We start from the raw sequence: 24125 nt of genomic DNA, 5'->3' as shown, positions 1-24125 counted from the left end.
CAAAGCCCCAGTATCGCTGGGGCTTTTTTATTGGAAAAAATAATGAGAGCAGTAATGCTCATATATTGTTTATCCCAATATATGAGCATTGTACCCACTTAAACCAAAAACAACGCCACTGGTAACAGGGGCGTTGTTTAGTATTGGGAGCAGGCTAATATAGTAACCGAATCGCTTGATTATTTAACGATTTATCCCTATTTGTGGCCCTCTTCATTGAGGGCTTTTTTTTGCTAGTTTAGTCTAAGTAAGCCTTTAGCATCCAAACCAGTTTTTCTTGCTCTGAGATGTAATCGCTCATTAGTGAGGCAGTACCTTCATCATCTGCATCACCAGCTTGGCTTAAAATATCACGCTGCATGTGAATTAATGTGCTGTAACCAGCAAGTAGGTTTTCTACGGCTGTAACGCCATCACTAATACCTTTAGCTTCTTTAATTTTACTTACTTCAAGGTAATCAGAAAATGCATGTAGAGGCGCACCATCTAACGTTAAAATACGTTCTGCAACTTCGTCTACTTTTAGAAGTAGTAAGTTATAAATTTCTTCAAATTTAACGTGTAGTTCAAAAAAGTTACGGCCTTTAATGTTCCAGTGAAAGCCACGCGCGTTCATGTATTGAATCTGGTAGCTACTCAATAATGTATTGAGTGACTTTATGATGTCTTCGCTTTTTGCACTGTTTAGACCAATTGCGTTTACATGTGACATAACTTGCTCCTGAATAACCGTTTGTTTGTGAACTTGTGATAAGTATCGCGGATTTTTATTGTTTAGTAAAATCGTTTAAATATATCTAGTTAATAGCTTTAACCTATTAACTGCTTTTGATATCAATACGCACCTCTAACTATTAATAGAAATGGGTCTGATTAATAAAAATACCACCCCTTAAAAGTAAATAAACGCTAAATAAGTATAAATTATGATCTAAAACAAACTTTATTCAAGGCGATAATTTAGCTATTTTTTTATTGATGCAGGTCAAAAATCATCCACCCTAACGGCGCATAATAAGTGTGTCGAAATAATTAGGAGAGATAACATGCATGCAAAAACAGCGAAACAAAATAAAGCAGAGTTAATAGTGGTAGGTCTTGCAGTCATCGCATTTGTATTAGGGTTAGTAGCCCACTTAGCAGGTGCGAGTTTTGCGAATTCGGATGTTTTTGGCTACATTGCGGCGCCGATTCCGCTTATATTGGCAGTAGTATTTTTAATTAGTTATAAAATAGCAGCCAATGCTGAGGATTAATCGCTTTCGTTTAAGCACTTTAAAATGTAATCGAGTACTTGGCGCGAGTAAATCATACTGGTATGGCTTAAATGAAACACTTTATGTTCGGCCATACCTTTAAGTTTGGTTTCATCTAGTAATACAGTGCCATCTGACTGGCTACCTTTAACTATTAAGGGCATAAGCCCAATAGGTAAATCGCCTGCAATACTGTAAAGCTTAGCTTTAAAAGGCCAATTACCATTTTTAGTGAGTAAAAATTCAACACTATTTTTTAAAAATGATTCAAACCCTTTTTGTTTCATCTTTTGCGCAATATGGCTGCCTTTGTGTGGAGTACCAAGCGTAATTACCTTCGTAACATTCTGGCTAGCAGGGGAGTTTGCCTCTAGGTAAGCACGTGCAATCAGCCCTCCCATAGAGTGGCATACAAGCGCTGCAGGCTCGTTAGAAATACACTCATCAATTTGTGCAAATATGGTATCGCGGTGAGGGTCGAGCGTATTATAGGTAATGTTTAATACTGTCATCCCCGATTCTTCAAGCCGTGAACAAAGTGGGCGCATAACAAAGCCAGACATATACAAGCCATGTAAAACAATAACGTGTTTAACTTTCATATGCTCCCTAATACCAATTTTATTAAAAACATGATCATTCTAGCGTATTAAATAATCCGCTACCTGCGTTAAAAATTATTTATATAGAACAACTATATGTCATAATTTTCGCCTTGTTATCGACTTATTTATTTGTCGCTATAATAGATAACTAATTTAATGCAATTGGTATAACTACCGTAATTACATTAACTGTAGCGGTTTTATTTCAATATTGGTTGTATCGGTATTTACCCATACTTCACCATCTTGAATGGTAATGGCGAGCTTAATTCCACGATCAACTAAAGCAGCAAGTGCTTGTGTTGCTGCATAATCAAGGCTAAAAATACTTAGATTTTTAAATTCATACAATTTAGGTTGATGTTTTTGCCACCAAATTGCTTGATTGTTTTCACCATAAGTATATAGCACTACTTTTTTAGATTTATTACAGGCTTTTTTAAGGCGTTTTTCATCTGGTAAGCCAAGCTCAACCCACAGCTCTATCTCTTCACTATAGCTTACATGCCACAGTTCAGGCTCATCATCAGCGCTTAATCCTTTAGTAAATTCTAAACCATCACAGCTATTTAGCGCAAAAGCGAGTAAGCGAATCATCAACCGTTGATCGGTCTCTGATGGGTGTTGAGCCAAGGTTAAATTAAAATCTTGATAAACGTGGCGGTCCATATCGCTAAGCGATAACTGCACTTTCATAATGGTGGATTTAAGAGCCATAACAACTAATCTGAAAAAATTTGCGTCAGTATAGCGCAATTAAATGAATTGCCAGTTAAAATAGCGGTTAATTATACGTTAGGAGTTAAAAATGGCTATCCAGTGGTTCCCTGGGCATATGAATAAAGCCCGCAATGAAATTAAAGAAATAATGCCACAAATGGATGTGATCATTGAAGTGCTTGATGCGCGCATTCCCTACAGTAGTGAAAACCCGATGGTGGCAACCTTGCGTGAAGGCAAGCCAGTCATCAAAATTTTAAATAAGGCTGATTTAGCTGATCCTAAAATGACTCAAATTTGGAAAGATTATTTTGAGCAAGAAAACGGTGTTAAAGCGATTTCTTTTGGACATGATAAAGCAGCTGAAGTACACCGTATTAATGAGCTTTGTAAAAAGCTAGTGCCGCATAAAGTGGGCGCCGATAAGCAAATTAAAGCCATGATAATGGGTATTCCTAACGTGGGTAAATCTACGTTAATTAATGTATTGGCTGGACGTATAGTTGCAAAAACAGGTAATGAGCCTGCTGTTACTAAAGCGCAACAACGCATTAAGCTTGAAGACGGTATTATGCTTTACGATACGCCAGGTATGTTGTGGCCAAAAGTAGAAAACGAAAACTCAGGTTATCGCTTAGGCGCTACCGGTGCTATTCGTGATACTGCGCTTGAGTATGAAGAAGTAGCAAGTTACACCGCTGAGTACTTATTGCGTGCTTACCCTGAGCTTTTAAAAGCGCGTTATAAAATTGCCGAACTGCCTGAAAGTGATTGGGAATTTGTTGAAATGGCGGGTAAAAAACGCGGCTGTATCCGTGGTGGTAATCAAATAGACACATACAAAATGTCTGAAATACTAATCAACGAATTGCGCGATGGTATTATTGGCCGTATTACGATGGAAACTCCGCAAATGCGTGAGGAAGAAGAAGTAATGGTTGCTGGTTTACGCGCCGCTGCAGAAGCTAAAAAAGCAGCTAAAGAAGAAGAAAAGCTTCAACGCCGGGCACGAGCACGTAAAAATCGTCGTTAATTAGTTTAATTTAACCAACTAAATTACAGACATAAAAAAAGCCCGTAAGGGCTTTTTTAGTTTCATATCTACCGTCACCGATATGAGCAATGTAGCAAGTAAAATAGTAGGGCGGTTACTCATCATCAACATCAAGGGGCGTTGCGGTTCATAACAAGTAACCATAGCTGTTAACGTGCGCCACACGTTGTTTCAGGGTCGAGAAACAAATCAATTCATTCCTTAACAAGTGGTATGCAATCCGTCTTGTTGATATTGATTATCAGTTAGATCTAACTGTCTGTCAATACCTAAATGCAAATAATTCTTATTATTGTGGAGCTTGTTTTTTATTCATATATAAATCGGCTAGTTAGCACTGCCATTTCATAAAAATGCTTATCTTGGTTAAACAATTAAGAATAGGTTTTTAATACTTATTAAATAATTTGATATGGATTTTTAGTATAAAAGCATTGATCTTTCAAAGTTAAAATAAATTCAAGCTAGGAATGATTTTATCGCCTTCCAAGACAGCGACTGCTTTGATATCAAATCAAATAGTCTCTTGTAAAATCTTAGCCCTCAAAGATTAACAGCCTTTAATTAGTGGCTAAAAATATTCGTACTAATTGGATATTTTAAGCCACTAACGCACTTTATTTGCTGTTATACGTAAATTAATCTGCTCCACTAGTACTTTATCCTGCTTGTTTAGACGCCCTACAATGAGTAAGAAGTCACTACCGTCAGTTTTTATTACTTTTATACTTGTGTTATCAAGCTTGGTTTTACCGTACGAGGCTTCTATTTTTTCTATATCTTTAAAGTGACTAAGATCCGATTCAAGCTTACCGTCATCGTTTTTGTAGTAACTAAAAATATAGTTTTCGGTTATTCCGTTACCGTCTTCTCGGTAATCAAATACTGCATCGCTATAAAAATAAAGTATTTCTTCGTTTTCAGGTGTTAGGCGATTACGTTTTAAAAAGTGTACTTGGTAAGGCCATAAACTATCGCCTTTGATAATTGCAGCATTGGGTAAAATATTTACTTCTTGAAGTACGCCCAAAAATAATAGAGGTGCAAACGCAAGCGAGATTAAATACTGTCTAATTCGCCAGTACGAGTTGTAATGTAAGGCTTCTTTACTTGTATCGGTTTGCTCAATGTAACTAACTAGAGGCAACCATAAAAATGGCATTATACAAATCACTATGGTTGCGTATTCGTCCATTCGATAAGCAAAGGCGCTGGCAAGTACCATTAGCCAGAGTGTTAAGGCAGTCCAGTTAGGCATTACTTTATTTTTGTTTAGCTGTTGCTGGCTGTGCTCTGCAAGTGCGAGGTACAAAGGGTAATACCATAAAAATGCAAATATACCTCGAGCAATAGGCATAATACTTGAGTTATCGCGTTCTTTAATGGCTTTAAAGTTACGATAACTCCAATAGTTAACAAATATGCCTAAACTCAAAATACTGTAAATAATAAACTTACCTACAGATACTGCATAAAATGGACTATCTTCAAATTTCACTTTTTTTGCTGACTCTAATCGCCAATCGGCGAAAAAGAATATGAGTACTAAAATATAGCCAGCCAACACATATTTAAGCCAGCTATAACCAAAGCTATCTAACACATCAGCTGTTGTTTGAGGCGTTTCGCTCGCCTTTGCATATTTTAGAATAGGGTAATGAGTTGCTGATATTAACTTTTTACGCTGTGCTAAATAATCATCTATTTGAGTGGCTTTTATATGATCTTGTTTTGCGTAATAGCTATAGGTCAGTGTTAAAACGTTATTATTAAATTCAGTGGCTGTTTTTAAATTAAAGTAGTCGTTATCAATTTCTTCTTTTTCGCTATCAAATCCCCAATCTTTTTCTGTAAAATGTAGTTTTATTGTGGTGTTAATTATATTGGGATAGCTGAAGTAAAGCGGGTCAGTTCTGTTTACTTGTTTTGGTTCGTAAACACTGTTTTGTATTTCACTTGCATAAAAACTAGCTTCGTAGCCTTCATCTGTTTTTTCCCAAAATTCATCAATTAAATACGATTCTTTGGTTATTAGTTTACCCGTTTGCTCTTGCTCACTAATTGCCATTGTTTCATTTATTGATAAACCATTTAAAAATCCTTGGTAATACTCAAAGTAAGACTTAGCAACGCTATTTAGACCACTGCTGGCTATATTACTTCTTCGGTTAATTGCTTCAAATCCGGCATAAGTGTATTGGGTTTCAAAACGTGATGGCTCAGATACTTTTTCTGCAATAAAAAAGTTATCTTCTACAGATACATTTGTATGTACAGGCTTTTGTGCCATAGAGGTTAAAGCAGTTTCACCTTTATCAATAATTAGGGCATAGCCATAATCAGGTTGTGCTAAATATTCAAGTGTACCTCGTTGGTAGTTCACCGTAGGATCGAGCCAGTAGCGCTTTCCGTCTTGCTTAAGCGTAACAATTACGTGATTAAACACACTTGCAGTAGCCGGTAGTTCTATTAAACGTTTGGTTTCTTCAGTATCGACCAGCGCAGGGAAAGCCTCTATACCCATCGCTTTTAATAACGAAATAAGCAGTACCGTTTTATCTTTACAATCGCCGTATCGTAGCGAAAGCGTTTCTGAAGCTGACGTTGGTTGATGCGAGTTAGTGCCCATTTCAAGCCCTAAATATCGAACTTCGTCTTGGCTAAAGCGCAGTGCTGCGGCAATTTTATCTGATGTTTTTGTGTGTGTTGCTTTTATGTTTTCAGCTACATCCAAAATGCTATTTGGAGTTTCTATGGCTGATTGATAAAGTGGATATGCCCAGTTAACTACCTGACCCCAATCGTCAAACTCAGAAAAGTAAACTTGTGTATATGGGTCATACCACGTTGGGGTTTGAGAATTCTGCTCCAGTAAAGGTTCTTCAAAAAGAGTTATAGAATAATCTTTGCCATATTTATTAACCGTTTCTTGAATATCGGCTGCGCCGTTTATTGTATTTATATGTAGAGGTGTTTGTTTACCCCAAAGTACACGCATATTTTGTTGCACTACGGGTACCGACCAGTTCAGCGTGCGTCTTGTACTAAATTTATTAGCATATATAGGGTTGCTACCTGTCACTGTGTAGCTGTAGTCAAGTATGTCGCCACTGCGCATATCATCAATAATAATATTGAGTGACAGGCTACCGTTATAAATACGATCTGCTAATTCAGATTCACTTTGTATAACCGTCATTCTCGCGCTACCAAGCTTATCAATGCGCTCGCTATTTCTAATAATTGTTAAGCTGTTTAATGTTAGCGACTCGTAACTTGGATCAAAATCAAGATTAAGCTGGCTTATATAATCAACACCACTTTGATTTAAAGCTTTCATAACTAGGCGGGTATAGCGTTGTTGCTTTTGTTTATTTGGAACATAAGTTTGGTTATCGAGTAACAAATACAGTGTACCGTCACGCACTTTGGTTATGTCGGAATGCTTGGGTTGCTCAATAATATGTGTATTAACCCAATTAGCTGGCTTATCTATTTTATATTGCTGCGCAAAAATATTATGAGAGAAAATTAATAAGGTAAGTGCAAGTAGCCAAGAGCTGAGTCGAAGAAAGTTCCATTTCATTGTAGGGTCTTATAGTTGTTTTTATAAATACTATCGAGGAAAGAATGTACCAAATTTAGACTTTTTTGACAATGAGATGTTAACAGGCCCGTACGTGAGTAGTTAATTAATAGTATATAAATGAACTGCTATGTAATTGCGAAACGCTTAGCTTCCCCTAAAATGTTCTTGAAATAATTTTTTAGTGGTATTTCCAAACCATAATTAGTTAAACCTACTTTATTACTGGTTTCGTTAGATCTGCAAAAATCCTATCTGTTTATTCGTACGGTAATCATTAAAACCCTTAAAAGTATTTATAAATCAAAATATAACAGCAACTGTTTTTGCTCTTTTTGTTCATGAACTTTATGAGCAAAAAGCACATAACGATCATCAATGCACCTTACCTTCTAAATATTTCGTTAATTTCCCGTTAACAATAAGCTGCGCGTTAGATAGCAGTTTGTCGTCGCTTATCTACCTGACAATAAATATACACACAAGCGTGGAGAAAATAATGAAAGCAAGTAACACACAACTCGCTTTGGCAGTTGCTGCTGCATTAGCAAGTACATCCGTTTTAGCCAATAACGATACGCAAAAACTACAAGAGCAATTAGATGCGCTACAAAAAGAAGTAAGTGCATTAAAAACTACCAGCGGTTTTAATTTAGAGTTTGGTGGACGGGTTCAGCTCGACTACAACTATTTTGACGGTGCTTACAACGCCGATAACGAGGGCTCTGGCGGCAGCGATTTTTTTCCTCGTCGTATTCGTACTTACGTTGAAAGTGAGCACGGAAATTGGGATCACAAGTTATTACTCGAATTTGCTGAAGGCACTGCTGAAATAGTGATGGCGCGTGTTCGTTATGCTTTTGATAGCGGACTTAAAGTTAAAGCAGGTAAAATTCGCGAAGATATATCGCTAAATGCATTAACCAGTTCAAAGCACATTAATACGATTGAGCGTAGTTCGCTAGCCAATACTTTCTCTCCATTTTTTCGTTGGGGCGCTTCTGCTTATCAATATTTTAAAGACTCTGGCTTTCGTTACGCGATAGGCGTTTATAAAAATGATGCATTTGGTGCAACAGGTAGTGATGAAAACGACAAGCTTACTCTTGCTATTACTGGGCGTGCTACATGGTCGAGTGCATCACCTGGCGATGTAATTCATTTAGGCGTGTGGCATTCATATCGCGACATGGGAGGCAATGAATTAGGAGCACGTTTTGCGCGTGGTGAAGTGCGCGAAGCCAATACCCGCCTTGTTGATTATGCCGCCGGTGGTGTAACAAGCCCACTTGATAGCTTATCGCAAACCGGTTTTGAGTTTGCTTATCAGGCGGATTCTTTAACACTTGAGGCTGAATATGCAAGCCGCTCACTTGATGCCGCTAATAGTGCTGATTTTTTAGATGGCGAGCGCTTTGATGGTTTTCATGTATCGGCAAGTTACTTTTTAGGGGGCGAGCAGCGCCAATACAAAGCGAGCTCTGCATTATTTGTACAACCTAAAAATATTAAAGATGCATGGGAGTTGGTGGCACGTGTTTCAGAAGTAGACGCTACAAGTATCTTACAAGGCACAAAAGCAACAACTTATACATTAGGTACATCTTATTACGTAAGTAGTGATATTAAATTTATGGGCAATCTAATTTACAGCGATGTAGAAGGTGCCGGCACTCCAGCACTTGTTGGCGATGAAGACTCTGGCATGGGCTTTAGTGCACGTATGCAGTATTTATTTTAAGGATACACACAATGAAATTATTTAAGTCATTTAAATCAGTAAAAACGACCATAATTGCAGCATCGTTAGTGCTTAGCAGTCCATTGGCAATAGCCGACACTCACTTTTTAATTCCAGGCGGTCCTGGTGGTGGTTGGGATACAACAGCCCGAGGTATAGGTGAAGGTTTAGTTAAGTCGGGTATTGAAGGTAACGCATCTTTTCAAAATATGTCTGGCGGTGGTGGCGGTCGCGCTATTGCATACTTAATCGAGTCGGGTACAAAAAAGGGCGATATTTTAATGGTTAACTCAACGCCTATTGTATTGCGTGCTTTAAGCGGGCGAATTCCTTATAGCTACCGTGATTTAACCCCTGTAGCCAGCATGGTTGCAGATTACGGCGCATTTGTTGTACGTAACGATTCTCCATTTAAAACTTGGGAGGATGTTATTAAATCAATAAAAGAAGATCCAAGTTCGATAAAAGTGGCGGGCGGTTCTGCTCGCGGCAGTATGGATCACTTAGTGGCGGCTCAAGCTGTTAAAGCGGCGGGTATAGATGGTCGACGCTTGCGTTATATTCCTTACGATGCAGGTGGAAAAGCGAAAGCAGGGTTGCTTTCAGGCGAAGTGAATTTACTTTCAACAGGTTTAAGTGAAGCGCTTGAAGTCGCTAACGGTGGTCAAGCACGCATTTTAGCGGTTACATCTGGTAAACCTTTACCTGATTACCCAGAAATCCCTACGCTTAAGTCACTTGGTTACGATATGGAATTTGTAAATTGGCGTGGTCTTTTTGCTGCGCCTAATTTACCCGCTGAAAAGTTAGCACAGTACACAAAAAAGCTTCGTGAGTTGCAAAGTACTCCTGAGTGGGAGGCTGTGAGAGCTCGTAATGGTTGGCTAAATCTGTTTCAAGAAAAAGATGAATTTATTAAATCACTAGAAGCGCAGGAAGCACAACTTAAAGTGGTTATGGAAGAGCTTGGTTTTATCCGTGCAGCACGTTAATCGAGGTTTAAAATGATGAATCGCGAATTACTAGGGCCAAGTTTATTCTTGGCACTATTTACTTTATATGCCGTGGTTGCATGGCAAATTCCACTATTACCGTTTGAAGAATACGAAACAGTTACCTCAGCGACTCTTCCTAAAGTATATGCTGGGTTTGGTATTGTGGTGTGCTTACTGTCTATTGGTTCAACATTGCTTAAACCAAGAGAAAAAACGAATGCAGGTGATGTTCTTGAAAAATCACACATGCTGCGCACTTTTGGTTTATTAATATTAATGGTGATTTATAGCGCTGCACTTGAGCCAATTGGTTTTTTAATTTCGACTAGTGCATTTTTGCTTGCCGGTTTTTTTGTTATGGGCGAAAGACGTAAGGGAATTTTGCTATTTGCATCGATTCCGGTTGCAGTGGTGTTTTGGTTTTTGATGACTCAAGTATTAGGTATTTACTTGGTTCCGGGCGATTTGTGGAGTTAAGTTATGTTTGATGGAATTATGCTTGGTTTGTCGACCGTGCTCGACTTTAATAATTTAATGTATGTTATTGCGGGTTGCCTTGTTGGCACCTTTATAGGCATGTTACCAGGATTGGGGCCAATTACCGCAATTGCCTTAATGATCCCTATTACTTATAGCATTGGCGCCGACTCGGGCATGATTTTAATGGCGGGTGTTTATTATGGTGCAATTTTTGGTGGCTCTACGTCGTCTATTTTAATTAATGCACCAGGGGTTGCTGGCACTGTGGCTTCTTCCTTTGATGGCTATCCGCTGGCAAAACAAGGTCATGCAGGTAAAGCATTGGCAATTGCTGCTTATTCCTCCTTTATAGGCGGAACAATTGGCGCCATATTATTAATGGTTGCTGCGCCTTTATTAGCAAAGGTGTCATTGAGTTTTCAATCCCCTGACTATGTAGTACTGATGTTTTTAGGCTTAACAGCTATTGCAGCATTTTCAAATAAAGGGCAATTTTTAAAAGCAATGATGATGACCGTGTTTGGCTTAATGCTAGCAACGGTTGGAATCGATCCGTCATCAGGTACTGACCGATTTACCTTTGGACAACCTGATTTACTCGACGGAATAAGCTTTTTATTAGTTGCTATGGCAACGTTTGCATTAGCCGAGGCACTTGTAAATGTTGTAAAGCCAGAGAAAAAAGATGCTAAAAATATTAATGATTCCGACACTCCGCAAATAGGTTCAACCAAGTTAAGTAAAGCCGAGGTTAAAGAAATAGCACCAGTAATTGGTCGCTCGTCTATTTTAGGTTTTATAGTGGGAGTGCTACCGGGTGCAGGTGCAACTATTGCGAGCTTTATGGCTTATGCAACAGAGCGAAATTTAGCGCCAAAAGGTTTAAAAGAAAAATTTGGTAAAGGCTCATTACGTGGCTTAGCTGCCCCAGAATCAGCAAATAATGCCGCGTGTACAGGATCGTTTGTACCGCTGTTAACGCTTGGTATTCCGGGCTCAGGAACAACTGCAATTATGCTAGGCGCTTTAATTGCTTACGGTATTCAGCCAGGTCCAATGCTTATGCAAGAAAACCCAAGTGTATTTTGGGCGGTTATTGTAAGTATGTACTTTGGTAACATTGTGCTGCTTATTTTAAATCTTCCGCTTATCCCTTACTTTGCAAAAGTGTTAGCAATGCCTAAGTCAGTACTTACTGTGATGATTTTGTTCTTTAGCTTAATTGGTGTTTACTTAGTGTCCTTCAATACCTTCGACTTATTTATGATGGTGGGGTTTGCAGTGGTTGCGCTAATATTGCGATTACTGTCGTTTCCTATGGCACCATTATTATTAGGTTTTATATTAGGAGATATGATTGAGCGAAACTTCCGTCGTTCAATGATGATTTCCGATGGTTCATTAAGCTTTTTATGGGATCGCCCGCTAACATTGAGCATATTTATAATTTCAATTTTAGTGCTGTTATTTCCTTTAAAAGATTATTTAATGCAACGCCGTGAAGACAAAGCAAATGCATAATTGAGAATGAAATGAAAAACACCAACAAGCTAAATCCATTGCAAAACATGGTCACAAAACCTAAACGTTTAGAAACACGATTAATTATTTGGGTAACAGGATTATGTGTATTGCAGGCTTTATTATTTGGCGCGTTGGTGTATCAACTTACAGCGCAAAGTTTACATAGCCATATTGGCGATAAGGCATTAGCTGTGGCTAGTAGTGTAGCTACACGTGCTGATGTAATTAATGCATTGCAAACCCCTAGTGACTTAAACGCTATTAACATGCAAATTGAAGATTTACGACAACTTGTAGGTGCTGACTTTATTGTTATTGGCGATGAGAATGCATTTCGTATTGTGCATCCAGATGAAGATAAAATTGGCAAGAAAATGGTTGGTGGCGATAGCCAAGCTGCGCTAAAAGGTAAACGCTATATTTCGGTAGCTCATGGTAGTTTAGGTGAATCAATTCGTGGCAAAGTGCCGGTGTACGCAGGTAATAATGAAATAGTAGGCGTTGTGTCGGTTGGTTTTTTAGTACAATCAATCGATCCGCTTATTCTCTCTCGCAGTAGTGAAATTTTAATATGGGGCTTAATACTTGTAGGTTTAAGTATACTGGCGGCTATTTATATTGGACAGCGTGTCAGAAATGCTATTTTTGGCCTGCAGCCAGATGAAATTGCACGTTTGTTTTCAGAGCAAGATGCAATTTTAAATACGGTACGCAGCGGTATTATTGCACTCGACCCGGACGGAAAAGTACGAAAACTCAACCAACGCGCCTGCGAAATATTAGATAAACCAACTTCAATTATTAATCAGAACCTCAGCTTAAACGATTTACTGCCAGAGCACGCAGAGTTTCTATTACGAAATCAGCGGCGTAAAATAGTGGGTTTTGAATTGTTTGCCGCCGATAAACGACTCATTTTATCGAGGTTTTCTTTACAGGTGCAAGGGCAGGCAGATGGTATTTTACTAAGTATGCGCCCCTCTGATGAACTTGAATATTTAAGCCAGCAACTTACTAAAGTTCAGGCTTTTGCAGAGCTTTTAAGGGTACAAACTCATGACTACTCCAATAAGCTCAACTTAATTGGCGCGTTAGTGCAAATGGGGAAAAATGAGCAAGCTATAGAAATTATAGGGCAAGAAAGCCAAGGCTCCCAAGCACAAATTCATAACTTGTTAGAGTGCATACAAGACCCAGTGCTTGCTGGTTTGTTAGTGGGTAAATATCATAAAGCGCGAGAATTAAATGTTGTGCTTGAGCTTAATCCTGACAGTCTACTTGGCGTTATTGCACGCAAAGATATGCTAGAGCGAGTAGTGTCTATTTTAGGAAACTTAATAGACAATGCCATTGAAGCTGCAATTAGAGCATCAGATTCTCGCTCTGCAAAAGTACGTGTAACCGTTGATGAAACCAGTCAAACACTTTTATTTGATGTAGAAGATACTGGCTTTGGGTTAGGCTCTGACCATGATGTTATTTTTACTCCTCAATACAGCTCTAAATCGGGAGCGGGGCATGGTATTGGGTTATATTTAGTAAAAACAAATTTGGACTCATGTGGTGGCACGTTAGAAATTGGTGAGTCAGACTTGCTTGGTGCAAGGCTAAGTATTTATATTCCAAAATAATAAGAGCATTAAATATGACGTATTCAGTAGTAATAATTGAAGACGAAGTAGAGGTAGCACAGCTATTAGCGCAGTACTTGTTATTACCAAATGGTGTGGCCGGTAGCCAAACGCCAAAGCAGAGCTTAAGACAAGCTCAGTATCAGGTAGTAGGCATTGCCGGTAATTTAAGTACGGCAACAGCTTTGTTGCATGCTATTGAACCCGATTTAATTCTACTCGATATACATTTGCCAGATGGCAATGGCTTAGATTTGTTAAGCGATTTACGACGACGGGCGATTAAAAGTGAAGTTATGTTGTTAACAGCAGCTAAAGAGGTCGAAACCCTTGAAAAAGCAATGCAGTTAGGCGCGTGCGACTTTTTAGTAAAGCCGTTAATGCTAAGCCGTCTTGATCAAGCTCTTGCACGTTTTGAATCACGTCAGCAATGTTTTTCTGATGCGAGTGAAGTAACACAGTCGATGGTTGATACATTATTTGGCTCAAAGCAACAAACCAACACGTTTATTCGTTTACCAAAAGGGGTCGATCAACTTACCCTACAAAAAATACATAATGCTTTTGTAGAGCACGGAACCACTGCATTTACCGCTCAACAAGTGGGCGATTTAGTTGGCGTAAGCCGCTCTACAGCGCGCCGTTACTTGGAGTATTTACTGGAGTCAGGCAAGTTAACTGCGGATCAAAGCTACGGTAGTATTGGCCGCCCTGAACGCTGCTATAAAATAACGAAGTAACTTCGTGCATTTGAAGTAAATGCATTAAATTCCATTTATTTCAAGGCCTTGCATGTTTTTTGTTATGTTTGATATTTAATAGATTCTGGCATATAAAAAAATATGTTGAATTGATTGCATTTTAAGCGGCTTGTATGGTGATGTTCGCTTTAAGTGATGTTATACTCCTGCCGAATAATTTATCGACTTTATTAAGAGTAAAATTAATGGCAGATTTATCGAAGTACAGAAACATTGGTATTTTCGCGCACGTTGATGCGGGTAAAACCACGACTACTGAGCGTATCCTAAAGCTTACTGGTCAAATCCATAAAACAGGTGAGGTTCATGATGGTGAATCTACTACTGACTTCATGGAACAAGAAGCTGAGCGCGGTATTACTATTCAGTCTGCGGCTGTAAGCTGTTTCTGGAAAGATCACCGTTTTAACGTTATCGATACTCCTGGACACGTTGACTTCACAGTTGAAGTTTACCGTTCACTTAAAGTATTAGATGGCGGTGTTGGTGTGTTCTGTGGTTCTGGTGGTGTTGAACCACAATCAGAAACTAACTGGCGTTATGCTAATGACTCAGAAGTTGCACGTATTATCTTCGTAAACAAATTAGACCGTATGGGTGCTGATTTTTACCGTGTAACTGAGCAAGTACGTAAAGTACTTGGTGCTGTACCACTAATCATGACTTTACCAATTGGTATTGAAGATGAGTTTGTTGGTGTTGTTGATGTTTTAACTAAAAAAGCATACGTTTGGGATGACACTGGTCTTCCTGAAAACTACGAAATCACAGATGTTCCTGCAGACATGGTAGAAAAAACTGACGAGTATTATGAAATGCTTGTTGAAACTGCCCTTGAGCAAGACGATGAACTACTTGAAGCTTACATGGAAGGTGAAGCACCTTCTGTAGAAGACATCAAACGTTGTATCCGTAAAGGTACTCGTGACCTTGCTTTCTTCCCTACATACTGTGGTTCTGCGTTTAAGAACAAAGGTATGCAGCTTATTCTTGACGCTGTTGTTGATTACTTACCAGCTCCTACAGAAGTTGACCCTCAACCTCTTATGGATGAAGAAGGTAACGAAAATGGTGAATTTGCAATCGTATCTGCAGATGAACCTTTCAAAGCATTAGCATTCAAGATAATGGATGACCGTTTTGGTGCATTAACATTCGTACGTATTTACTCAGGTAAACTAAACAAGGGTGATACTATCCTTAACTCGTTTACTGGTAAAACTGAGCGTGTTGGCCGTATGGTTGAGATGCAAGCAGATGACCGTAACGAATTAACTAGCGCACAAGCTGGTGACATCATTGCTATCGTAGGCATGAAAAACGTGCAAACTGGTCACACATTATGTGATCCTAAGCACCCAGTAACACTTGAGCCAATGGTATTCCCAACTCCAGTAATCTCGATTGCTGTACAGCCTAAAGATAAAGGCGGTAATGAGAAAATGGGTGTTGCTATCGGTAAAATGGTTGCAGAAGATCCATCTTTCCAAGTTGAGACTGATGAAGATTCAGGCGAGACTATCCTTAAAGGTATGGGTGAGCTTCACTTAGATATCAAAGTAGATATTCTTAAGCGTACTTATGGCGTAGACCTTATTGTTGGTCAACCACAAGTTGCTTACCGTGAAACTATCACTAAAGAAATTGAAGATAGCTACACGCATAAGAAACAATCTGGTGGTTCTGGTCAGTTCGGTAAAATTGATTACCGTATCAAGCCAGGCGAAGTTGCTTCAGGCTTTACGTTTAAATCATCTGTTGTTGGTGGTAACGTACCTAAAGAATTCTGGCCTGCAGTTGAGAAAGGCTTCAAGTCAATGATGGGTACTGGTGTTCTAGCTGGCTTCCCTGTACTTGACGTTGAAATTGAACTTTTCGACGGTGGTTTCCATGCCGTGGATTCATCTGCAATCGCGTTCGAAATCGCTGCTAAAGGCGCTTTCCGTCAATCGATCCCTAAAGCAGGCGCACAACTTCTTGAGCCAATCATGAATGTTGACGTGTTCACTCCAGAAGATCACGTTGGTGACGTAATCGGTGACCTTAACCGTCGTCGTGGTATGATGAAAGACCAAGAAGCTGGTTTAACAGGCAGCCGTATTAAAGCTGACGTACCGTTATCAGAAATGTTCGGTTACATCGGTACACTACGTACAATGACATCAGGTCGTGGTCAGTTCTCTATGGAGTTCTCACACTACGCTGCATGTCCGCAAAACGTTGCTGATACAGTAATCGCTGCAGAAAAAGAGAAAAAAGCTGCTAAATAATTAGCTCTTTAACTCTTTAAAAAAAACCCGCACATGTTGCGGGTTTTTTATTGCCTATAATTTAGTTTTTTTTGTAGTTGTTTATAGCTACATTTTATTATTAAGTAGTCCTATATTATCAGTTAGTAAAAAGGTATTAGAGAGCATTTTATTTACTTCATTTACTTCATTTACTTAATCAGTTGGTTTGTAAGGAGTTAATTGTAAATTCTATGTAACCTACTGAATTTTAAGAACTTCTGTTGATGCTTCTATGTGCGTAATGTAGAATACCAGCACTTTCAGACTAGAGCTCTAAAGTCAGATAGGGAAGTCTCCGCAGCAGAGACGTTTACATATTAATTCTATATAAGACGTAACGATCATGAAATCTATTAAATTAGCACCAAACTGGTGGCTACAATTCACAAAATGTATTTTAGCATTCAGCATAATATTTTTAATTCATATTATGTTTACTGTGAACCTAAAGATTGTTTTTCTCACTGTAATGCCAGCTCTACTAATTATCATTGCTTTTAATATTCTTCATCTTCGTTTTTTACATTGTTATAAAGCAGGTATTTGTTATACACGTTTGTGCACAGAGCGCTATATCAATAGTGAGGAAATTAGTTGCGTATCATTTAGTTCGTTTTTTCTTTTCACCATTTTTAAGGTGAAGCTAGATAATGGCAAAAATTTCCATTTCTATAACTGGCAACTTGATGATGAAGCGCAGTCAGCTATTTCTGAAATGTACTGTAATAAGTTAGCTGACAAAGTGGAAAATATTAGCGATAAATGCAACGCTTGATTTTTAATTAAGATAGCAAAAAGGAGCGGTTAATCGCTCCTTTTTAGTTTTTGTATTTTATAACGCGCTAATTAAACTTTTTTATAGCCTTAGCTTTTAGCGCTTTCATCTTTAGCCTGCTTGGCTTTTTAAAGGACTGGATAGGCATTGTTACCAATTGCTCTTGTGGTAGTGTCGGTATAGTTTGTGGATAAGCACCTTCCTCAGGTATCGAAATTTCTTTTAGGTGCGTTTTAAGCGCTTCTAGCGTTGAATCGTTATCAACTTCGCTAGGGCAAATAAATATACCTAACTTTCTAAGCTGTACACCGAGCTTAATGCTACTGGTATAACGGATAATTGGAGCGCCTAACACTAAGCCTAATAATATAGGCGATAACCACCAAAAGAACACTGGTGTGAAGTAATAAGCTGTACTACCCCATGTAATAGCCACAATAGTTGAGAATAACGTATAACCAAACGCTTCCTTCCAAGGGACCATGCGACCTTCACGAGGTTGTGCATCCCACTTCACTTTTTTGCCTAAAAACACACAAAGTACAAAGTAAGCATGAAATACCATCATTAATGGGGCAACAATAATAGCAAATACAGTTTCGATGATTGAACCTAGTATTAGCTTAATTGAACCACCAAAGCGTTTGTTTCTATGTATTAGGGTTACTATTATGCCCATTAATTTAGGCATTAATAAAATAATAATAGTTAGATACAAGAGTGAATCAATAAGATCGGTTTTAGCTATTTGCCATGTGGGGAATAATTGGTAAACACGGTTAAAGTACACATCACTATTTAATGCGCGAGTTACTGCATCAATAGTACTTAGCGCCAACATTGAGAGCCAAATTAGCGATGAAATATAGGCTGTGGCACCGAGTAGAAAATGCAACTTACTCATTAATTTTAATTTGGATGACGATAGTAAACCTAAGTGCTGAATATTACCTTGCACCCAACGTCTATCGCGTACAGCGTAGTCTAGAATGTTACTTGGTACTTCTTCATAGCTACCTTCAATATCTGATAGCAACAATACATCCCAACCAGCACTATGAAGTAGTGAAGCTTCTACAAAGTCATGACTTAAAATTTCGCCGCCAAAAGGTGCATTACCTTTTAGTGTTGGCAAACCACAGCACGTTATAAATGCCTCAACTCTAATGATTGCATTATGACCCCAATAGTTTGCTTTATCAGTTTGCCAAAAAGCTGAGCCAGTCGCGAGCATTGGGCTATAAAGTACTGACGCAAACTGTAAAAAACGGCCAAAAAAGGTATCTTGACGAACAGGGATCGGAATAGTTTGGATCAGACCTGCTTGTGGGTTGTTGAGCATACTTGTAGTAAGCTCTAACATACATTTTCCGGTCATTACGCTATCTGCATCAAGCACAATCATATGGTCGTACTGGCTGCCCCAGCGCTCACAAAAGTCGGTTAGGTTACCTACTTTACGATGTTTGTTATCTTCGCGACGGCGATAGAATACGTGCTTTGCCGTATCACCTAAACGCTCACACAATGCATGCCACGCACTTAGCTCATTTTTAGCTATTTGTGGGTCTTGGGTGTCGCTTAATAAGTAAAAATCAAAGTTTGCAAGTTGACCTGTTTCTTTTAACGATTGCAGGCTGACTTCAAAACCCGCGATAACACGGTGGGTATCTTCGTTATAAATAGGCATTACAACGGCGGTTTTTTGGGCGTTAATTGCCTCCTCGTCAAACTCAATTGGTTTAATACGTTTCAATGTAAGTGGATCAATTCGTAATAGCTGTAATACAAAGCCAATTGTTCCACTACAAAAGGCCGTTACAATCCAGGCAAAAGTGATTGAGAATAATACTAAAAGAGCGTATTCAAGTAATGTCATACCGTTTGAGCTTAAAATCTCAAACATAATAGATATGCCGTAGCCAGATGTGCCAAGTGCCGCAATAGCAAATAGCCATACTCTTAGTGTTTTGAATGGCATAGGAGTGCCCTTCCCTTTATTACTTGATGTCATTTGGGTACCAAACATAGCTCCATACCTCGCTAATTTCTTTGTCTCGTAGTTTTAACGATAAACGCATATCAACGGGTTGATCGTCCTGTGGTGCAATTTTGAAAGCTACACGCCATCCTCGTGAATCAGGCAGTTTTTGGATATTTATGTCGGTTACTTCGCCTGTTGTAAGTTGAATGTCGGCATCTAATTTTAATTGTTCTGAAAGTTGATTTATTTCCGACCCAGTAAAATCAACAGTAAATTGGCGATGACTTTTTGGTGGTGGGTTGTCTTCACCAGGTAAAGCGGCGCTACCAATCCTTGTACGTAATACTCGCGCTTTTTCGTGCTGAGTTAAAGCTGCATTAAAGGTCGTCATTTTGTAGCTCAGCTTTAATGAATCTCCGGCTTTCATTGGCTTTTCTGGTACCCAGTAACTCACGATATTGTCGTTAGTTTCAGTATCAGTAGGTATTTCTACAAGTTCTACACGACCATTTCCCCATTCACCTTGTGGTTCGATCCATAGGCTGGGGCGGTTGTGGTAATGTGCTTCTGTGTCTAAATAGTTATTAAAGTTTCGATCGCGTTGAGCTAACCCAAAACCTTTTGGGTTATTGTACGAAAATGAAGTAACACTTAACTGCGAAGGATTGTTAAGAGGGCGCCATACCCATTTGTCATCAGTAGATTGAGTTAATAGACCATCCGAGTCATGAACTTCAGGGCGGTAGTCATCAAAAAATTTGGTGCTGTTTTCGCCGTGATAAAACATACTCGTTAATGGTGCTACACCCAGTTTTTTAATATCTTTACGCGCAAATATCTGCATATCAACATCAACTAGCATATTAGTGGTAGGGTCAACACTGAACTTGTATGCACCCGATATAGATGGGCTATCTAATAATGCAAAAATGGTAATTTGTGTTTGGTCGGCCTTTGGTTTAACTAACCAGAATTCTTTAAAAACTGGAAATTCTTCACCCGAATTTTCTGCAGTATCAATGGCAAGGCCTCTAGCTGATAAGCCATAAACCTGTTGAGGGCCAACGACTCTAAAATACGATGCACCCTGAAATACCATTACTTCATCTTTATACTCGTTAGTATTCAATGGGTAATGTATGCGAAACCCAGCATGGCCTAGTTGAGTACCCGCAACACTTTTAGCTATTTCTTCTTGTAGTGGTGCCGCTGTGCCATCATATTGGTAAAAGTCGGTACTGAAGGGTAAGCGACTGCGTTTAGAGTCGCTATCAACGGTATTTATTGTCACAGGTGTTTTATATAAAAAACCAGGGTGGAATAATTGTAGCTCGTACAGGCCTTCATCTTTCCATACTGCTTTGTCTTTTTTAAATCGAATTGAACGGTAATCCTGATAATCAATATTGTTAAGTGCTTCAAGCTCAATGTTTTTAGGTGCCACGTATTCTTCGCTTGCTAACTTTTTGGCGCGAGCGCTAATTACATCAAATAAGCTACTTTGTGGGATTGCTACATCAACGGTTGCAGCAATCGCTTGGTTGCTATTGCCCCAAGTCGAAAAAATAATAAGTAGACCCAGTAGTGGTGCTGACTTTTTTTGCCATTTAGGCAGATTTTGGGTTAATTGTTTCATTCTCATTCCTTTATAAAAACACGACTTATTTTTACGTTTAGGGTAAATATTGATTTTGTTTAGTAAGTATCTTCTTAATTATTTAAAGCAAAATGTGAACCCATATAAAAGTTCATACTTTTCAATAGGTAAAACCGATATACATAATAAAAAGAGTTTCATTGTGTAAAATTCACTCAAATGTATGTAGTTGTTACTGGTTAATTACTAGAAGATTCACAGATCGTCTGAACATATTACGGGGGGTTTAATGAAGCTTGTCTGAATTACATTTGTATAAAATAAAAAAGCCGCAAGAGCGGCTTTTTAAATGTTTGGATTTAACTTAGTTATTTCTTTTTAAATCGACGCACTATTGATAGTGGTGCTAAAAGAAGTGATAACCATAATAATGAACCTGCATCATTATCGTCATCTGAGCGTAAGTTATTTACTTTCACAGCTACTTTTTCAACGTTAGATAAGTTACCCACGCTATCTTGAGCTTGCACTGTTAAAGTAATACGATTTTCGAATTCGTAATCAATCTCTCCAGCAACAATTAACTGCCCCTGATTGTTAATTGAAACGCTATCATTATTAGATGTAATAAATTTAACAACAGGTGATTCATCGGCATTTGGATCACTAAAATCGAGCGTGCCGATAACTGTACCAATTGCGCTGTTTTCATCGACTGCAAAAACTTGATCAGCTGTAATAACAGGCGTTTGCTCTTCAGGTGTTAAAGTAATTTCAGATTTAATATCAATAATTACAGGGTCGTGATCTGATGCGCGGTATGCACTTTCAGAGTACAAACTAGATTGTTGACCTTCGCTTTTAAACTCTACATTGTAATCAAGAGAAATAGGTTCATCTGCGTTGATGTGCCAATCTGTTGCTGCAACAATTTTACTAAGTAGTGATTGGGTAGCTACTGCGTGATCTAAACTACCAGCGCGACCAGAAAAGCTGTAAGAGTAACCAAGTGTATCCCCATCAATTTCTGCAACTACATTTTTGTAGCCTTTATCAGCAAATGCACGTATTGGGTCTTCCATTGCGTAAGCATTCATATCGCCGACTAAAATAGTATCTTCGTCGTCAATACCGGTTGGTTTGCTATCAAGCCAATCAGCGAATGCATTAGCACCTTCTGTGCGTATTTCATTCCAACAGCCTTGGCCATCACCTGAATCTGCATTATTACCCGAAGCACTACCACAGCTTTTAGATTTAAGGTGTGACACAGCAACTGTAAATACTTCATCAGTTTCTAATGATTTAAAGCTTTGTGCAATTGGAGCACGATTACTAAAATCAAATGGTGCTTCAGTTGTAATGGCAGCAGTACCTACTTCTTCTACTTTGTTAGCACGATAAATTAATGCGGTAGTAATTGCATCTGTACCAATTTGATCTACGTTAAAGTCAACAAATGCGTATTGGTTAGCTGAATCAGCTTCGTTTAATGCATTTACTAAGCTCGCAATAGCGCTAAATTCGCCAAAGCCATCATTTTCTATTTCCATTAAACCAACAACGTCGGCCTGGATAGCGCTAATTGCACTTACAATTTTAGCTTCTTGACGAATAAGTTCAGCTTCTGAATCTGCACCTCGAGCGGTAGGGAATCCTTCGCCTTGGCCATCACCATTAAAGTAATTAAGTACGTTGAAGCTAGCTACGCGTAAATCTGCTTCAGCATTAAGTTCAGGCGCATCTTCACGTGCATTTGTTGCAATAAACTGAGGTGCTAAAGTTGGGTGTATTCTGTAAAGGCTAAAGCTATAAGCAAGTGCACCTGTAACTGTGTTTACAGTGTCACCAGTACGTAATGTATTTTCTGCTGACAAGCCTGGGGTTGGGTACGCTGTTGGATCTAAGTTTTGTACAGTAGAGCCATCATCTAGTAGGATCTTTTTAAGCAGGTTTTCTGTTTCAACTGCATTAGCCGTATCTCCAGGTAGTGCAACCTGTGTACCTTGATACAAGCGCTCTGTTGCTAACTCAACTTCACCATATCGACCAAGGCCAAAGTTATTAGTTACTACTAATGGTTGCTCTAAAGTAACTAGCATACCTTCAAAAGCCTCTAAATCCGTTGTATCAGCTAAAGGTAAAGTAATTTTTGTAGCTGCTACAGGTAAACCTGTATCACAAATTGCTACTTGGCTTACGCTGCCAATTTGTGTTGCATCAAAATACTCTTCAACAGTACCTTGTACGCGCACATGGTCACCAACATTTACATCAGTATCTGCAAAATAAACAAACACACCTTCAGAAGTTAGTGGATTGGCATCTATGTCTGCAGCAAGTGAGCTAACAAAAAAGCCTTTTAATTGATCATCACCTTGGAAGTCTGCGGTTACTACACCTTCAAGTTCTACTAATGTATCAACAAGCGGGCTTGCAGAACTATCACCTTGTATAGCGTTAATTAGTACTTTTTCTGCGTCACAAACAAGTGGTTCAAGTGGTTCTGGTTCTGGAATTGGTTCAGGTGTTGTTCCACCATTACCTGCATGTGAGCCTAAGCCGTCAAACTCATCTTGGTCGAACTGTACCCATTCTTCACTTGGGTTAAATGCTGCATCAGGTGTTGTTCTTCCTGTAGTAATTTCATCTTTTCTGCGTAAAGTTTGATTCGCTGTGGTTACTCCGCCTTCTGACCACGATGAACCAGGATCGACACCAACTTGTCCAAAACTATCAACAACAGATCCATCCTTAGTCAATACGATTGCATCGTCACCATTAAAGTTAACTACGCTATCTAATAGATCAGCTTTACCTGAAAGGTCGGTAGAAGCTCTAGTGTCCGCATTGACAATTACATAGGTACTATTTGCAGCTAAAGTACCGCTTAATGTAATTTCTGTAGATACGCTAGCAGAGCCATTTGAATAGCGCTGTAATGAGTATTCACTAAGGTCAATGTCTGTTGTTGCATTATTGTAAAGTTCAATGGCTTTATTGTAACCACTTCCTTCTATATATTCAGAAATGATTAGATCAGCGGATGCTGGTGCACTGAGACTGGCTATAACAAGTGCGAGTGGTGTTATTTTTGTTTTAAACATTTTTTTATTATTCCCGTG

The 24125-nt window shown here is 38.8% G+C and carries 17 protein-coding genes; 10 read left to right on the top strand and 7 right to left on the bottom strand.

Features of this window, described 5'->3' with window-relative positions; genetic code table 11:
- Positions 1-238 precede the first annotated feature (238 nt).
- Positions 239-712 (bottom strand): Dps family protein, encoded by a 474-nt coding sequence (locus BW142_RS18455; protein WP_004334993.1) that lies wholly within the window; start codon positions 710-712, stop codon positions 239-241.
- A 334-nt stretch (positions 713-1046) separates the two neighbouring features.
- On the opposite strand from BW142_RS18455, the gene BW142_RS18450 reads away from it, so the two are divergent.
- Positions 1047-1256: a hypothetical protein gene (locus tag BW142_RS18450; protein ID WP_024599694.1), complete on the top strand. Its 210-nt coding sequence runs from the start codon at positions 1047-1049 to the stop codon at positions 1254-1256.
- On the opposite strand, the gene BW142_RS18445 is transcribed toward BW142_RS18450, so the two are convergent.
- A complete protein-coding gene (locus BW142_RS18445) occupies positions 1253-1858 on the bottom strand; it encodes an alpha/beta fold hydrolase (RefSeq protein ID WP_024599695.1) in 606 nt (201 codons plus the stop codon). The genes BW142_RS18450 and BW142_RS18445 overlap by 4 nt on opposite strands.
- A 183-nt stretch (positions 1859-2041) precedes the next feature.
- On the bottom strand, positions 2042-2578 hold the full coding sequence (locus tag BW142_RS18440) for a YaeQ family protein (protein WP_024593828.1): 537 nt from the start codon (positions 2576-2578) through the stop codon (positions 2042-2044).
- Between the two features lie 91 nt (positions 2579-2669).
- On the opposite strand from BW142_RS18440, the gene ylqF reads away from it, so the two are divergent.
- On the top strand, positions 2670-3614 hold the full coding sequence (gene ylqF, locus BW142_RS18435; protein ID WP_024599696.1) for a ribosome biogenesis GTPase YlqF: 945 nt from the start codon (positions 2670-2672) through the stop codon (positions 3612-3614).
- Positions 3615-4242: 628 nt separating this feature from the next.
- Here ylqF and BW142_RS18430 read toward each other — a convergent pair.
- Positions 4243-7221: a DUF3857 domain-containing transglutaminase family protein gene (locus BW142_RS18430; protein WP_076925877.1), complete on the bottom strand. Its 2979-nt coding sequence runs from the start codon at positions 7219-7221 to the stop codon at positions 4243-4245.
- A gap of 499 nt (positions 7222-7720) precedes the next feature.
- On the opposite strand from BW142_RS18430, the gene BW142_RS18425 reads away from it, so the two are divergent.
- From BW142_RS18425 to BW142_RS18390, 8 genes are all read left to right on the top strand, one after another.
- On the top strand, positions 7721-8962 hold the full coding sequence (locus BW142_RS18425; RefSeq protein WP_076925876.1) for a porin: 1242 nt from the start codon (positions 7721-7723) through the stop codon (positions 8960-8962).
- A gap of 11 nt (positions 8963-8973) precedes the next feature.
- Positions 8974-9954, top strand: a complete 981-nt coding sequence (locus tag BW142_RS18420; protein WP_024599699.1) for a tripartite tricarboxylate transporter substrate-binding protein — start codon at positions 8974-8976, stop codon at positions 9952-9954.
- Between the two features lie 12 nt (positions 9955-9966).
- A complete protein-coding gene (locus BW142_RS18415) occupies positions 9967-10434 on the top strand; it encodes a tripartite tricarboxylate transporter TctB family protein (RefSeq protein WP_024599700.1) in 468 nt (155 codons plus the stop codon).
- A gap of 3 nt (positions 10435-10437) precedes the next feature.
- Positions 10438-11958 carry a tripartite tricarboxylate transporter permease gene (locus BW142_RS18410; protein WP_024599701.1) on the top strand — a complete coding sequence of 507 codons (1521 nt, stop codon included), beginning with the start codon at positions 10438-10440 and terminating at the stop codon, positions 11956-11958.
- 11 nt (positions 11959-11969) lie between these two features.
- A complete protein-coding gene (locus tag BW142_RS18405) occupies positions 11970-13592 on the top strand; it encodes a sensor histidine kinase (RefSeq protein WP_076925875.1) in 1623 nt (540 codons plus the stop codon).
- A gap of 14 nt (positions 13593-13606) precedes the next feature.
- A complete protein-coding gene (locus tag BW142_RS18400) occupies positions 13607-14332 on the top strand; it encodes a response regulator (protein WP_076925874.1) in 726 nt (241 codons plus the stop codon).
- A 206-nt stretch (positions 14333-14538) separates the two neighbouring features.
- A complete protein-coding gene (gene fusA / locus BW142_RS18395; RefSeq protein ID WP_076925899.1) occupies positions 14539-16623 on the top strand; it encodes an elongation factor G in 2085 nt (694 codons plus the stop codon).
- Positions 16624-16987: 364 nt separating this feature from the next.
- Positions 16988-17419, top strand: a complete 432-nt coding sequence (locus BW142_RS18390) for a hypothetical protein (protein WP_033036928.1) — start codon at positions 16988-16990, stop codon at positions 17417-17419.
- A gap of 67 nt (positions 17420-17486) precedes the next feature.
- Here BW142_RS18390 and mdoH read toward each other — a convergent pair whose 3' ends face one another.
- From mdoH to BW142_RS18375, 3 genes are all read right to left on the bottom strand, one after another.
- Positions 17487-19448: a glucans biosynthesis glucosyltransferase MdoH gene (gene mdoH / locus BW142_RS18385; RefSeq protein WP_076925873.1), complete on the bottom strand. Its 1962-nt coding sequence runs from the start codon at positions 19446-19448 to the stop codon at positions 17487-17489.
- Positions 19420-21039 carry a glucan biosynthesis protein G gene (locus tag BW142_RS18380; RefSeq protein ID WP_024599706.1) on the bottom strand — a complete coding sequence of 540 codons (1620 nt, stop codon included), beginning with the start codon at positions 21037-21039 and terminating at the stop codon, positions 19420-19422. The genes mdoH and BW142_RS18380 overlap by 29 nt, the downstream gene beginning before the upstream one ends.
- Before the next feature lie 329 nt (positions 21040-21368).
- The gene (locus BW142_RS18375; RefSeq protein WP_076925872.1) at positions 21369-24107 is read right to left on the bottom strand and encodes an ExeM/NucH family extracellular endonuclease; all 2739 of its coding nucleotides are present in this window, start codon (positions 24105-24107) and stop codon (positions 21369-21371) included.
- Between the last annotated feature and the right edge of the window lie 18 nt (positions 24108-24125).

This window comes from Pseudoalteromonas sp. EB27 (genome assembly GCF_001974875.1).
Taxonomy (GTDB): Bacteria; Pseudomonadota; Gammaproteobacteria; order Enterobacterales; family Alteromonadaceae; genus Pseudoalteromonas.
The sequence above is the reverse complement of the archived record's forward strand: the minus strand, read 5'-3'. Positions and strand labels throughout refer to the sequence as shown.

Excerpts from the sequence above, each read along its gene's own strand:
- BW142_RS18455 (WP_004334993.1), bottom strand. The coding sequence starts at position 712 with ATGTCACATGTAAACGCAATTGGTCTAAACAGTGCAAAAAGCGAAGAC.
- BW142_RS18450 (WP_024599694.1), top strand. The coding sequence starts at position 1,047 with ATGCATGCAAAAACAGCGAAACAAAATAAAGCAGAGTTAATAGTGGTA.
- BW142_RS18445 (WP_024599695.1), bottom strand. The coding sequence starts at position 1,858 with ATGAAAGTTAAACACGTTATTGTTTTACATGGCTTGTATATGTCTGGC.
- BW142_RS18440 (WP_024593828.1), bottom strand. The coding sequence starts at position 2,578 with ATGGCTCTTAAATCCACCATTATGAAAGTGCAGTTATCGCTTAGCGAT.
- ylqF (WP_024599696.1), top strand. The coding sequence starts at position 2,670 with ATGGCTATCCAGTGGTTCCCTGGGCATATGAATAAAGCCCGCAATGAA.
- BW142_RS18430 (WP_076925877.1), bottom strand. The coding sequence starts at position 7,221 with ATGAAATGGAACTTTCTTCGACTCAGCTCTTGGCTACTTGCACTTACC.
- BW142_RS18425 (WP_076925876.1), top strand. The coding sequence starts at position 7,721 with ATGAAAGCAAGTAACACACAACTCGCTTTGGCAGTTGCTGCTGCATTA.
- BW142_RS18420 (WP_024599699.1), top strand. The coding sequence starts at position 8,974 with ATGAAATTATTTAAGTCATTTAAATCAGTAAAAACGACCATAATTGCA.
- BW142_RS18415 (WP_024599700.1), top strand. The coding sequence starts at position 9,967 with ATGATGAATCGCGAATTACTAGGGCCAAGTTTATTCTTGGCACTATTT.
- BW142_RS18410 (WP_024599701.1), top strand. The coding sequence starts at position 10,438 with ATGTTTGATGGAATTATGCTTGGTTTGTCGACCGTGCTCGACTTTAAT.
- BW142_RS18405 (WP_076925875.1), top strand. The coding sequence starts at position 11,970 with ATGAAAAACACCAACAAGCTAAATCCATTGCAAAACATGGTCACAAAA.
- BW142_RS18400 (WP_076925874.1), top strand. The coding sequence starts at position 13,607 with ATGACGTATTCAGTAGTAATAATTGAAGACGAAGTAGAGGTAGCACAG.
- fusA (WP_076925899.1), top strand. The coding sequence starts at position 14,539 with ATGGCAGATTTATCGAAGTACAGAAACATTGGTATTTTCGCGCACGTT.
- BW142_RS18390 (WP_033036928.1), top strand. The coding sequence starts at position 16,988 with ATGAAATCTATTAAATTAGCACCAAACTGGTGGCTACAATTCACAAAA.
- mdoH (WP_076925873.1), bottom strand. The coding sequence starts at position 19,448 with ATGTTTGGTACCCAAATGACATCAAGTAATAAAGGGAAGGGCACTCCT.
- BW142_RS18380 (WP_024599706.1), bottom strand. The coding sequence starts at position 21,039 with ATGAAACAATTAACCCAAAATCTGCCTAAATGGCAAAAAAAGTCAGCA.
- BW142_RS18375 (WP_076925872.1), bottom strand. The coding sequence starts at position 24,107 with ATGTTTAAAACAAAAATAACACCACTCGCACTTGTTATAGCCAGTCTC.